Origin of the sequence: Chromohalobacter canadensis, from assembly GCF_034479555.1 — a bacterium.
Classification (GTDB): domain Bacteria; phylum Pseudomonadota; class Gammaproteobacteria; order Pseudomonadales; family Halomonadaceae; genus Chromohalobacter; species Chromohalobacter canadensis.
Genome location: NZ_CP140151.1, coordinates 1209250 through 1221889, shown reverse-complemented (window position 1 = coordinate 1221889; position 12640 = coordinate 1209250). Strand labels below are relative to the sequence as shown.

The following is a 12640-nucleotide window of genomic DNA, read 5'->3' as shown; positions in this document are numbered from 1 at the left end:
GCGCTAACTCAGCGCGAAGCGATCAAAGCATGCTACGCAGCACGTAGTGCAGGATGCCGCCGTGACGGTAATAGGCCATCTCGTTGGCGGTATCGATGCGGCACAGCGCTTCGATCTTCTTCTCACCTTTATCGGAGGCGATGGTCACCTTGACCTTGGCGCCGGGCTCGATATCGGCGATGCCCTCGATGGAGATCTTTTCGTCGCCGGTCATGCCGAGCGACTTGCGGTCCTCGCCCTCGGGGAATTGCAGCGGCAACACGCCCATACCGATCAGGTTGGAGCGGTGGATGCGCTCGTAGGATTCGGCGAGTACGGCGCGCACGCCCAGCAGGCGCGTGCCCTTGGCCGCCCAGTCGCGGCTCGAGCCGGTGCCGTATTCCTTGCCGGCAACCACGACCAGCGGCGTGTCTTGCTCGACGTATTTCATCGCCGCATCGTAGATCGCCATTTGCTCGCCGCTGGGCACATGGCGGGTATAGCCGCCGACGACGTCATCGAGCATCTCGTTTTTGATGCGTACGTTGGCGAAGGTGCCGCGCATCATCACTTCGTGATTGCCGCGCCGCGAGCCATAGGAGTTGAAATCCATGGGCTTGACGCCGTTTTCCTGCAGATAACGGCCGGCGGGGCTGTCCGGCTTGATCGCGCCGGCGGGCGAGATGTGGTCGGTGGTCACCGAGTCGCCGAACATGGCCAACACGTTGGCATCTTTGACGTCTTCCAACGGCGCAGGCTCCTTGCCCATGCCTTCGAAGAACGGCGGATGCTGGATGTAGGTGGACTTGTTGTTCCACGCATAGACATCGCTTTCCGGTACCTCGAGCGACTTCCAGATCTCATCACCCTCGAAGACCTCGCTGTACTCCTTGCGATACATCTCGGTCCGGACCTGTTCGACGGCTTCGGCGATTTCCGCCTGGCTGGGCCAGACATCCTTCAGGTACACCGGGTTGCCATCCTTGTCATTGCCCAGCGGATCCTTGGAAAGATCGATGCGCATGTTGCCGGCCAGGGCATACGCCACGACCAGGGGCGGTGATGCCAGCCAGTTGGTGGGCACCAGCGGATGGATACGGCCTTCGAAGTTGCGGTTGCCGGAGAGCACCGAGGCCACCGTCAGATCGCCTTCGTCGATGGCTTTCTCGATCGGCTCGTGCAAGGGGCCGGAGTTGCCGATGCAGGTGGTGCAGCCATAGCCGACCAGGTTGAAGCCCAGTTCGTTGAGGTCGCTCTGGGTACCGCTGGCGTCGAGGTAGTCAGTGACCACCTTGGAGCCCGGTGCCAGTGACGTCTTGACCCAAGGCTTGGTGGTGAGACCCTTCTCGACGGCCTTGCGTGCCAACAACCCGGCGGCCAGCATCACGCTGGGGTTAGAGGTGTTGGTGCACGAGGTGATAGCAGCGATGACCACGGCGCCGTGGTTGAGCTTGAAGTTTTCGCCATCGACCTCGCAGTGCTGGCTATCTTCATTCTCCACGCTTTCGTCGGTGCCCACGGCGGTCTGACCACCTTCAGATAGCCACTTGCCTTGTTCGGTAGGCGCGGCGTCCGGCTTGCGGTCGCTGAGAATTTTCTCGAAGGTAGACTTCATGTCGGTCAGTGCGACACGGTCCTGCGGACGCTTGGGCCCGGCCAGGCTGGACTCGACTTCGTTCATGTCGAGGTGCAGGACATCAGTGAAGATCGGCTCGGCACCAGGTTCGCGCCACAGCCCCTGCGCCTTGGTATACGCTTCGACGAGCTCGATCTGATGTTCGTCACGGCCGGTGAGCCGCATGTAGTTGAGGGTTTCCTCGTCGACCGGGAAGAAGCCGCAGGTGGCACCGTATTCGGGGGCCATGTTGCCGATGGTGGCGCGATCCGCCAACGGCAGGTCCTGGAGGCCATCGCCGTAGAATTCGACGAATTTACCGACCACGCCTTTCTGGCGAAGCATCTGAGTGACCGTCAGCACCAAGTCGGTGGCGGTGATGCCTTCGCGCAGCTTGCCGGTAAGCTTGAAGCCGATGACCTCGGGGATCAGCATCGAGACCGGCTGGCCAAGCATCGCGGCCTCGGCCTCGATACCGCCCACGCCCCAGCCAAGCACGCCCAGGCCGTTGATCATGGTGGTGTGGGAATCGGTGCCCACGAGGGTGTCCGGGTAGGCGAACGTCTTGCCGTTTTCTTCCTTCGTCCACACCGTCTTGCCCAGATACTCCAGGTTGACCTGGTGGCAGATACCGGTACCCGGCGGCACGACGCGGAAATTATCGAACGCCTGCTGGCCCCAACGCAGGAATTCGTAACGTTCCTGATTGCGCTCCATCTCGATGGCGACGTTGTCCTTGAACGACGACGGATCGCCGTAGTGATCGACCATCACCGAGTGGTCGATGACCAGATCGACGGGGGAGAGCGGGTTGATGCGATCGGCGGATTCGCCGAGACGCTTGACGGCGTCGCGCATGGCGGCCAGGTCAACGACCCCCGGGACACCGGTGAAGTCTTGCATCAACACGCGTGCCGGACGATAGCCGATTTCGCGCGTGGAGCGTCCTTCCTTCTGCCAGTCGACGAGTGCCTGCATGTCGTCGGGGGAGACGCTTTCATCGCCGCCGTAACGCAGTTGGTTCTCGAGCAACACCTTGAGTGTCATGGGCAGGCGCGAAGCGTCGCCGAACGCTTTGGCGGCCTTGTCCAGACTATAGTAATGGTAGGTATGATCGCCGACATCGAGTGTCGATAACGTGTTCTGTGGAGCTTCGGACATGGGCCCCCTCCTCATCAATGCTGGACGATTTTCATGGCGAACGCCGAACCACGCTGCCCTTGGTATGCTGGAAAGGTCTGGAGACCATCCGATGGCCCGGTTCGCCGCGAGTCAGGTTCCTTCGACAATGTCTACAATATCATCGATACCGGAGACATTGTCATGATAAGCCTTTATTTCAAGCTCGCCCATGTCACCAAGGTGGCAAGTCATGGCTTAAGTGGGGGATGCCTGTCTTGTGCGAGAATCTCGACGCCTTGGCTTGAAAGAGGGCAAGGGCGACCCGATATTTAGTCGGTAATGCGCCGTACTTGAGGACGCCAGGAGTCGGTATGAATGAAGAGATGTTGTTGTCATGGCCGGCGACGTGCCCTTATTGCGACGCATCTTTCGAGATGTTGATCGATAGCAGCGTGGGTAGCCACGCTACTTGGGAAGATTGTCCTCAGTGCTGCGCGCCAATTCAGGTGCGTGTGACAGTATCGCCGTTCAGCGGGGAGCTTGAGGACGTCATGCTAGGGCAAGACGACGACGTATTTTGAGCGCTTTCCTATGCCATACCGTTATGCCGGGAACAGCATATCGACTCGATAGGGAACGCCTATATTGCCCATTGGGGCAATCAAATTGGCATAAGAGAAGCCCGCCGGTAAGCTTGGTAGGCTTTTAGTATAGTCATCCACCCGACTTTTCAGGAGAAATGAATGAGCGTATTGGTTGGACGTCAGGTACCCGATTTCGAAGCGGCAGCGGTTCTGGGCGATGGCACCATCGTCGACGACTTCAAGCTGTCCGAAACCAACGGCAAGCTGCGCGTCATCTTTTTCTGGCCGCTGGACTTCACCTTCGTTTGCCCGTCAGAGATCATCGCGCACGATAATCGCCTGGCACAGTTCCGCGAGTTGGGCGTCGAAGTGATCGGTGTCTCCATCGACTCTCAGTTCACTCACCACGCATGGCGCAAGACCTCTCCCGAGAAGGGCGGCATTGGTGAAGTTGGCTTCCCGATGGTGGCTGACGTCAAGCACGAGATCACGCAAGCCTTCGGTATCGAGCACCCGGAAGCCGGCGTCGCCCTGCGCGCATCCTTCCTGATCGACGAAGACGGCGTCGTCCAGCACCAGACCATCAACAACCTGCCGCTGGGCCGCAACGTCGATGAGATGCTGCGCATGGTCAAGGCCCTCAAGTTCCACCAGAAGAACGGCGAAGTCTGCCCCGCTGGTTGGGACGAAGGCCAGGAAGGCATGAAAGACACCGCCGAAGGCGTCGCCAAGTACCTGGGCACGCACTCCGACGAACTGTAAGCGTTAACACGTTTGCAACGAAGGGCGGCCAATCGGCCGCCCTTTGCCGTGCCGACCAGCGTTTACAGTGAATGGTGTGTGGCCTGCGCGTGACGCGTGCATGCCACACAGCATTTTTGGTCCAACTGCCGGCCAGCGTATCCCGTAAGCGAGGTTTCCCCATGAGCGACGTGCGTCACGAACGATTGATTATTCTCGGTTCCGGCCCCGCCGGGTACACGGCGGCCGTCTATGCGGCACGTGCCAATCTCAAGCCGCTGCTGATTACCGGCATGCAGGCCGGCGGTCAGTTGACGACCACCACCGACGTGGACAACTGGCCGGGCGACGCCGAAGGCGTTCAAGGGCCGGAACTGATGGAGCGCATGCGTAGCCATGCCGAGCGGTTCGATACCGAGGTACTATTCGACCATATCAACGAAGTCGAGCTGCGTGAGCGCCCGTTCGTACTCAAGGGCGAAAACGGCACCTATACCTGCGATTCCTTGATCATCTCCACTGGTGCCAGCGCCCGTTACCTGGGGCTGCCGTCGGAAGAGAAATTCATGGGGCAGGGCGTGTCCGCCTGCGCGACCTGCGATGGTTTCTTCTATCGCGGTCAGGAAGTCGTGGTCATCGGCGGGGGTAACACTGCCGTCGAGGAAGCGCTGTATCTTTCCAATATCGCGACCAAGGTCACGCTGGTGCATCGCCGCGATAGTCTGCGTGCCGAGAAGATCCTGCAGGACAAGCTGTTCGACAAGGTCGAAAACGGCAACATGGAGGTCGTCTGGAATCACACGCTTGAAGAGGTGTTGGGTGACAACACCGGCGTCACCGGGGTGCGTTTGATCTCCACCGTTGATGGCGCTGCGCGTGAGATTCAGGCACCGGGGCTGTTCGTCGCCATCGGCCATTCGCCGAATACCGGTATCTTCGAAGGCCAACTGGACATGAACAGCGGCTATATTCGGGTCAAGTCTGGCCTCGATGGCAATGCCACCATGACCAGCGTGCCGGGTGTCTTCGCCGCCGGCGATGTGATGGATCACGTCTACCGTCAGGCGGTGACCTCCGCAGGTACTGGGTGCATGGCGGCTCTCGATGCCGAGCGCTATCTCGACGGCCTGGAGTAAGATCGCTTCGCCGCGCCGTGCGGTGACAGTCTGATGCCGACCACGCCCGCGCAGCCATGCGCGGGCGTGAGTGTTTGTGAGAAGCTGTCGAAGGCGATACCGGCAAGGGAGAAAACGCATGAATGCCCCCTCGGAGGACATGACGTCCTCCAGCGCATGGTTGGATGCCCTGGTCGACGCCTGCCGTGAACGTCGGCATCGCGGCGTGATCTGGATACCCGCGTCATCCGAATTGGCCCGGACGCGTGCGCTTTCCCTCTGGCAGGCTCGGGCGTGGCATGCCCCCTTGTGGGTCGGCGAGGCCGCCCCCGAGGCCGACATCGATGCGCTGTCCCCGCGTCAGGCCCGCACTCGCTTGGGGCGCGAGCATGACCTGGTCATCTTCGATGCCAATGCCGCGTTGGGTTTCGATCCGGACGCTTTCGGGGCGCTGAGCGGTACGTTGCGTGCCGGAGGACTGCTGGTCGTGTTGACGCCTGCCGAATGGGTCCACGGCCAGGTTAGTCCGGATGCTGACTATGCGCGTCTGGCGCATTGGCCTCATGCACCGGAGACGCTGACCGCCCATTACCTGGCGCGTCTGGCGCGGCACTTGCTCCGTGAGCCCAGCGTCTGGCATTGGTCTGATGAGCACGCCACGCCGTGCCCCGGTCGCCTGCCCGAGGCGAACGCGCCTGCAGAGGCTTTTCCTGACGACGTCTGTATTACTCATGATCAGCAAGAGGCCGTGCATCGACTGACGCGCTTGCGCCGTCGGCGCCCTGTGGTCCTGAGTGCCGATCGAGGGCGAGGCAAGTCGGCTGCGTTGGGCATCGCCGCCGCACGTCGGCTGGCGGCGGGGGAGACAACGTTGTGGGTCACCGCACCGCGTCGAGCGGCGGTGGAGCCGCTTTTCGAGCGCTTGGCGGCGCTGTATCCCCAAGGGCATCGTGCCGAGATGCGTTTTTACGTCACGCTTGAGGCGAGGCGGTGCGAGGTTCGTTTTCTCGCCCCGGATGCCGTAACGGCAGCGCTGAGCGAGTCGGGCGTGGATCGTCACGCGCCGCCGACGATGTTCGTCGACGAAGCAGCGGCCATTCCCACGCCACTGTTGGCACGTTGGCTGGACGCCTTCCCGCGTCTCGCTTTTGCCACCACCGTGCATGGTTACGAAGGCACCGGACGTGGCTTCCAGGTTCGTTTTTACGCCCGCCTTTCCCGCCGCACGCCCGACTGGCGCGAGATCCACCTGCGCGAGCCGGTGCGCTGGGCCGACGGTGATCCCCTCGAACGTCTTACCCGCGATATGCTGTTGCTCGATGCCGCGCCGGCCGACGATGGCGAGGTCGAAGCGGCGCTGGCCGCCGCGCCACTGCGCATTCGCTGGCTCGACCGCGAGGCACTGGCTCATGACGAGCACGCTCTCAAGACGTTGTTCGGTCTGCTGGTGCAGGCTCATTACCGCACCACGCCTGGCGATTTGCGCCAACTGCTCGACGGCCCCGATGTGCGACTCGCGGTGGCCTATGCCGGCGATACCTGCCTCGGGGTATGCCAGGTGCAGGCGGAGGGCGGTTTTCCCGCCGATCTCGCCGAGCGTGTCGTGCTCGGCGAGCGCCGCCCGCGCGGTCATCTGCTGGCGCAGTCGTTGGCTACGCACGGTGGCTGGCAGACGGCGCTGACATCGCGCTGGTGGCGCATCATGCGCATTGCCGTGCATCCCGCTGCGCGGCGGTGCGGTGTGGGGCGGGCACTGGTCGAAGCCGTGGCCACTGCGGCCCGCACGCATGACGTCGCGCACCTGGGCGTGAGTTTCGGCGCCGAGGCGATGCTGATCGCCTTCTGGCGGCGTTTGGGGTTCATCTCGCTGCGCTTGGGGCTGACCCGCGAAGCGGCGAGCGGTGAGCATGCCTTGATGATGGGGCAGTCGCTGACGTCCCCGGCGGGTGCGTCACTGGCGACCTGGTCGGATGACTTCCAGCATCTGCTGCCGAGCCTGCTTGCCTTCGAGTTGGCGCATTTGGAAACCGATGTCGTCACGGCGCTGCTGCACGAGGGAACGGCGCCCGAGGTGAATGCCGAGCTATGCGCACGCCTGGAGCGCTTCGCGCAGGGTGGCGGTGAGTTGGCGCTCGTGCGGCCCTGGCTGTGTCGGGCCTGGCTGGCCTGGTGGCGTCGTCAGCCGCAGGAAACCGCCGACGAGACGCCGGGCGAGGACACAAGAGCATTGCACGATTGGGCCGCGACATTGTTCCAGGGGCGTGATGACGAGGCGACGCGCGCGATGGGACGCCAAGCCCGAATCGCCCACTGGCGCCGCCTGGCGGGTCTCTTGAGTTGTCGCCTGAGGCCGACGCCATGACTGTCGCCGTCGGTGGACTTGCGTTGCGCGATGCAGCGCGTAAGGTGTCATGATGCTCGACACGTGCTGCGTCGCCATTCCTTGATCGTTTGTCGTTACCGGGAGACGTGGCGCGCGATGTCGGCGGCTCCCAACAGGAACGATTCCCCATGAACGATCACCTTCTGCAACTCTCTCCCGAACCGCTGTGGCGCCATTTCCGCACGTTGTGCAATACGCCGCGCCCCTCCGGTCATGAACAGCGCCTGGTCGAGACGCTCACCGCCTGGGCCGACGAACGCGGGTTGGCACATGAACGCGACGCCGCCGGTAACCTCAAGATTCGTAAGCCGGCCTCGCCGGGGTGCGAGGAGCTTCCCGGTGTCATCCTGCAGGGGCACCTGGATATGGTCGCCCAGGCCAATGCCGATCACCCTCACGATTTTACCCGTGATGCGCTCGACACGTACGTCGAAGACGGCTGGCTGCATGCTCGCGAGACCACTCTGGGCGCCGATAACGGTATGGGTGTGGCCGCCGCGTTGGCGATTCTCGAGGACGACACCCTGCGCCACGGTCCACTCGAGGCGTTGTTTACGCTGGAGGAAGAAGCCTCCATGCGTGGCGCGCTGGAACTCGACGAGGGCTGGCTGCAGGGGCGCTACTTGCTCAACCTCGACTCCGAGGATCGTGGCCAGGTCTACATCGGCTGCGCCGGCGGAGCCGATGTAGTCGTCGGCGCGCGGCTGCCCACGCGGGATCTCGGCGAGGACGAAATCGTGCGCCGTGTTGCCCTGACCGGGCTGGTGGGCGGCCATTCGGGCATCGATATCCACAAGGGGCGAGGCAACGCCAATCGCTTGTTGGTGCGGGTGCTGCGTGCCCTGGAACCGTTCGGCGCCTGCCTCGTCGCCTATCATGGTGGTACGCTGCGCAATGCGCTGCCGCGAGAGGCCTTCGCCAGCATCGCGCTGCCCGCCGACGAAGAGGACGCGGTCACGCAGCGGCTGGCCGAACTGGAGGCCGAACTTGCCAGCGAACTGGCGGGGGTCGACGAAGACGTGCAACTCACCCTCGAGTCTGCCGAGACCGATGCGCCACTCACCGAGGCCGCCAGCCGCCTGCTGATCGCGGCCCTGCATGTGGCACCATGCGGCGTCGAGCGTATGAGCGTTGAAGTGCCGGGCGTGGTGGAAACCTCCAACAACCTGGGTGTGGTCAAGCTCGAGGCCGGACGCTTTCATCTATGCGCCCTGGTACGATCGTTGCGCGATAGCGCCACACGGGATCTCGCCGACCGCTTCCGGGCATTGTTCTCGCTGATCGGTGCCGAGACACGGGTCGAGAATGCCTACCCCGGCTGGACGCCGGATCCCGAAAGCACGCTGCTGGCACGTTTTCGTCGTCTGCACCTCGAACAGACGGGGGTCGACCCGGACGTGAAAGTTATCCACGCCGGGTTGGAATGCGGCATTCTCGGGGGCAAGTATCCGCACCTGGAGATGATTTCCTTCGGCCCCTTGATCCGCGGTGCCCACTCGCCCGCAGAGCGCGTCGAACTCGACTCCGTGGGCGAGTTCTGGCAAGTGCTGCGCGCCGTGATCGAAGACCTGGCCACGGCGCGAGCGGCGTGAATCAGCGCGACGCCTGACGTACTGCTTCCAGCCCCGTCTCGGAGATATAGCCTCGGTCGCGCGCATGCGCGGCCATGGCGGCGCTGTCATCGCTCAGTAGAAGTTCGCAGTCGGTATGTTCGATCTCCTCGCGCAGCCGGGCGATGGCCGCTTCGCGGTCGGGCTTGCGGTCGACGCGACGAATGTAGATCGTCTTCACGCGATCCGGGTTTTCCTTGACGATACGCGTGTAGATTTCGGGATCGTGTTGGCCGCTGTCCCCGATCAACACACAGGGTAGCGTGTCGAACAGCGTGAGCATCTGCGTGATCAAGTCGTACTTGTGATCCTCGGCACGGCGCGGCCAGGGATGACGCCAGGAAATACCCCATTCGCGCAGGAACAGGATCGGCCCGACGGGAATGTGGTTGAGCTGAAAGAACGCCTCGAGTACCTCGTAGATGCTCCACGGACCGCGTGAGACATACAGGATCGGCCGCCGTGAGTCGCCCGCCGTTCCCGCATGCAAGGCCTGGTAAAGCTCGGCGACGCCGGGAAAGGCAGTGCGTCGATGCGCCTTCTCGACGAACAGGCGATACAGCATGCGCAGCTTGTCGGTGACGCCGGTGTACATCACCGTGTCGTCGATGTCGCTGATCACCATCAGGTCGGTATGCGGTGGCGGAATATAGACATCGGCGCGCGAGAGGACGTTGTCGCGGTCGGCCGTAATGACCTCGAGCTCGGCGCGATGCCAGGAAACGTGTTCGTCGAGTGGGCACTCCAGTGGCAGACGGACATCGAAATAGCCGTCGTGATCAGTGGTGACGGTGGCGCTGTTGTCGCCTAGGCGAATGTGTACCTCAGCATCGGCAAAGCCACGCCGCGCGAGTCGCCGGGTCACGTCCGCAGCGTCGCGAAGCGCCCCGCGCCTGGGGATGACGCGCGCCAGGCCCACCTGACGGAAGACCCGTCCCATCAGGAACACCTCGCGATGCGTGCCGTAACCACGGTAGGGATGGACGACCGGTCCGCCGCGACCGCTATCCGATTTCATCGGCCGCGCGAAGATTCGTAACAGGCTTTTGACGGCGAAATGCAGGCGTCGTGAAGGCATTCGAATGCCGCTTCGTGGGCCCTCGCCCTCGGCGGTACGCAAAACGTCCGCCTCCTGAGAGGCGGACGTCGATTGTGGTCGGTGGGGCGCCATCAGGCGTGTTGTCCGCTGTGGCGACCTTCGGCCAGCTCCTCGATCAGTTTGGCGTTGAAGGCGTCCATGTCCTTGGGTGTGCGACTGGTGACCAGGCCATTATCGACGACGACAGGCTCATCGACCCATTGAGCGCCAGCGTTCTTGAGATCTTGCCCCACGGAGGCGACCGAGGTCATCTTGCGCCCGTCGACGACACCGGCGTTGATCAGGATCCACGGCGCATGGCAGATCGCAGCCACTGGCTTGCCCGCCTCGAAGAAGCCACGCACAAAGGCGAGCGCTTTTTCGTTGAGACGGAGTTCGTCGGGATTGAAGAGCCCGCCGGGCAGTACCAGCGCGTGATAATCGGTGACGTCGACATCGCTCAAGGCTTTGTCGGCCTCGTAGATGTCGCCCCAGTCGGTTTCGGCCCAAGCACGGATACCTTTGCCTTCGGGGGTAACCACCTGCACCTCGACGCCCTGACTTTTCAAGGCGGCACGCGGCGCGGAAAGCTCGGATTCCTCGAACCCATCGGTGGCGAGGATAGCGACACGTTTACCTGACTGTGCTTGACTCATCGTGACCTCCTGGTCGTGATGCTTCATGGATGACAGCAGCCACCACCGGGCGATCCTAGTCCGGTATCAGGCGGCCTCACTAATTGAGTTTGGGCCATCGACGCGGGACTTCAAGCCCCGGGTCGCTTGCGTCGCGTCGCCGAGTGGGGGAAGGTGACGCGCGCGGAGTGTTTAATCGAGACTTTATCCCCGAACGTTTTAATCGAAAGTTTCTCAATCGCCGGTATCACGCCCATGTCCAGCACGATCCCCGCCGCTTATCTTCTCGCCCTTGCGGCCGTCCTGGCGCTTGCCACGTTGATGCTTGGCATGGCGTGGCGGCGTGAACGCACGCGTCGTGAGGCAGCCGAGCACGATGTCGAGCGCGAACAGCGTCACTATGCCGAGGTCGAGGAGACACGTGCCCGGCTGGAGCGCGAGCTGGCCCAAAGTGACGCCCAACTGGACGCCGTGCGCGAACAAAGCCTCGAGACCCGGCGCCTGCTGGGGCAGCGCGAGCACGATCTCGACGATCGTCAGGAGCAGCTTGCGGCGCTTCGTGAACGCCACGGTCGCCTGGAAACGCAGCTCGAACAGGAGCGCTCCCATCATGCCGAGAAGCTCGCCCTGCTCGAAGAGGCGCGGACACGTCTCACCCAGGACTTCGAGGCGTTGGCGGGGCGGATCTTCGAGGAACGACAGCAAACGTTCAATACCCAGAGCCGCGAGAATCTCGAGGCCATGCTGGCGCCATTTCGCGAGCAGGTCGGCGACTTCCGGGCGCGCCTGGAGGAAATTCACGGCCAATCGCTGCGTGAGCGCTCGACCCTCAAGACGCAGATCGAGCATCTGGCCACGCTGAACCGCCAGATCACGGAAGAAGCCGCCAACCTGACGCGGGCGCTCAAGGGCGACAAGAAGATGCAGGGCGATTGGGGCGAGGTAATACTCGAATCGGTGCTCGAACGCTCGGGACTGCGCCGCGACATCGAGTACAAGCGCGAGGTTTCGGTGGAAGGCGAGTCGGGACGTCAGCGCCCCGACGCGGTCATCTACCTGCCCGACAATCGCCACCTGATCGTCGACGCCAAGGTCTCGCTCAACGCCTATGTGCGCTACGTCAACGCCGAGGACGACGCTACGCGCGCGCAGGCATTGAAGGCGCATGTTCAGGCGGTGCGCGCGCATATCGACGCGCTCTCCGGGCGTGACTATCCGCATTTGCCGGGGCTCAACTCACCGGATTTCGTGTTCCTGTTCATGCCCGTCGAGCCGGCGTTCGCGGTCGCCTTCCAGCATGACGAAACGCTCTTTCAGGACGCCTTCTCTCGAGACATCGTGGTGGTCACGCCGACCACGCTGCTGGCGAGCCTGAGAACCGTGGCCAGCCTCTGGACACTGGAGCGCCAGAACGATAACGCTCGCGTCATCGCCGCACGGGCGGGCAAGTTGCTCGACAAGTTTCGTGGCTTCGTAGATAGCCTCGAGGACGTCGGCCGTCATCTGGAACGCGCCGACGGAAGCTATCGCCAGGCGATGGGGCGCCTGTCAACGGGGCAGGGGAGCCTGGTCAGCCAGGCGCTGATGCTCAAGCGTCTGGGCGTGCGCATGAAACGCGACCTGCCGACGCATCTGACCGATCAGGTGGACGCTGAGGAACTGGACGACATGGCGGATGACGACCCCGACACCGAGGAGACCTCTTCCGGTGACGAGGCGCGCGGGGAGCCCTAACGAAACCGCCCGGCACAAGGCCGGGCGGTATGATCGGACGGGGC

Annotated in this window: 9 protein-coding genes; 6 read left to right on the top strand and 3 right to left on the bottom strand. The window is 63.0% G+C overall.

Features of this window, described 5'->3' with window-relative positions; genetic code table 11:
- Positions 1-22 precede the first annotated feature (22 nt).
- Complete coding sequence (gene acnA, locus SR908_RS05810; protein ID WP_246919204.1) at positions 23-2755, bottom strand: aconitate hydratase AcnA; 2733 nt, start codon at positions 2753-2755, stop codon at positions 23-25.
- Between the two features lie 332 nt (positions 2756-3087).
- On the opposite strand from acnA, the gene SR908_RS05805 reads away from it, so the two are divergent.
- The 5 genes from SR908_RS05805 to SR908_RS05785 all read left to right on the top strand — a co-directional run bounded on the left by SR908_RS05805 (position 3088) and on the right by SR908_RS05785 (position 9131).
- Positions 3088-3297 carry a CPXCG motif-containing cysteine-rich protein gene (locus SR908_RS05805; protein ID WP_246919207.1) on the top strand — a complete coding sequence of 70 codons (210 nt, stop codon included), beginning with the start codon at positions 3088-3090 and terminating at the stop codon, positions 3295-3297.
- A gap of 162 nt (positions 3298-3459) precedes the next feature.
- Positions 3460-4062: a peroxiredoxin gene (locus tag SR908_RS05800; RefSeq protein WP_097022185.1), complete on the top strand. Its 603-nt coding sequence runs from the start codon at positions 3460-3462 to the stop codon at positions 4060-4062.
- A gap of 161 nt (positions 4063-4223) precedes the next feature.
- Positions 4224-5177, top strand: a complete 954-nt coding sequence (gene trxB, locus SR908_RS05795; protein WP_097022184.1) for a thioredoxin-disulfide reductase — start codon at positions 4224-4226, stop codon at positions 5175-5177.
- A gap of 118 nt (positions 5178-5295) precedes the next feature.
- Positions 5296-7518 carry a tRNA(Met) cytidine acetyltransferase TmcA gene (locus tag SR908_RS05790; protein WP_246919209.1) on the top strand — a complete coding sequence of 741 codons (2223 nt, stop codon included), beginning with the start codon at positions 5296-5298 and terminating at the stop codon, positions 7516-7518.
- Positions 7519-7667: 149 nt separating this feature from the next.
- A complete protein-coding gene (locus SR908_RS05785) occupies positions 7668-9131 on the top strand; it encodes an aminoacyl-histidine dipeptidase (protein WP_097022182.1) in 1464 nt (487 codons plus the stop codon).
- A 1-nt stretch (position 9132) separates the two neighbouring features.
- Here the strand turns inward: SR908_RS05785 and SR908_RS05780 are convergent, their stop codons facing one another.
- On the bottom strand, positions 9133-10227 hold the full coding sequence (locus SR908_RS05780) for an App1 family protein (RefSeq protein WP_245846345.1): 1095 nt from the start codon (positions 10225-10227) through the stop codon (positions 9133-9135).
- Positions 10228-10319: 92 nt separating this feature from the next.
- A complete protein-coding gene (locus tag SR908_RS05775; protein ID WP_097022180.1) occupies positions 10320-10883 on the bottom strand; it encodes a type 1 glutamine amidotransferase domain-containing protein in 564 nt (187 codons plus the stop codon).
- A 234-nt stretch (positions 10884-11117) separates the two neighbouring features.
- On the opposite strand from SR908_RS05775, the gene rmuC reads away from it, so the two are divergent.
- Positions 11118-12596: a DNA recombination protein RmuC gene (gene rmuC, locus SR908_RS05770; RefSeq protein WP_246919212.1), complete on the top strand. Its 1479-nt coding sequence runs from the start codon at positions 11118-11120 to the stop codon at positions 12594-12596.
- Positions 12597-12640: the final 44 nt, after the last annotated feature.

Bases quoted from the DNA above. Each gene is read 5' to 3' on its own strand.
- SR908_RS05805 (WP_246919207.1), top strand. From the start codon at position 3,088: ATGAATGAAGAGATGTTGTTGTCATGGCCGGCGACGTGCCCTTATTGC.
- SR908_RS05775 (WP_097022180.1), bottom strand. From the start codon at position 10,883: ATGAGTCAAGCACAGTCAGGTAAACGTGTCGCTATCCTCGCCACCGAT.
- rmuC (WP_246919212.1), top strand. From the start codon at position 11,118: ATGTCCAGCACGATCCCCGCCGCTTATCTTCTCGCCCTTGCGGCCGTC.
- SR908_RS05780 (WP_245846345.1), bottom strand. From the start codon at position 10,227: ATGCCTTCACGACGCCTGCATTTCGCCGTCAAAAGCCTGTTACGAATC.
- trxB (WP_097022184.1), top strand. From the start codon at position 4,224: ATGAGCGACGTGCGTCACGAACGATTGATTATTCTCGGTTCCGGCCCC.
- SR908_RS05790 (WP_246919209.1), top strand. From the start codon at position 5,296: ATGAATGCCCCCTCGGAGGACATGACGTCCTCCAGCGCATGGTTGGAT.
- SR908_RS05785 (WP_097022182.1), top strand. From the start codon at position 7,668: ATGAACGATCACCTTCTGCAACTCTCTCCCGAACCGCTGTGGCGCCAT.
- acnA (WP_246919204.1), bottom strand. From the start codon at position 2,755: ATGTCCGAAGCTCCACAGAACACGTTATCGACACTCGATGTCGGCGAT.
- SR908_RS05800 (WP_097022185.1), top strand. From the start codon at position 3,460: ATGAGCGTATTGGTTGGACGTCAGGTACCCGATTTCGAAGCGGCAGCG.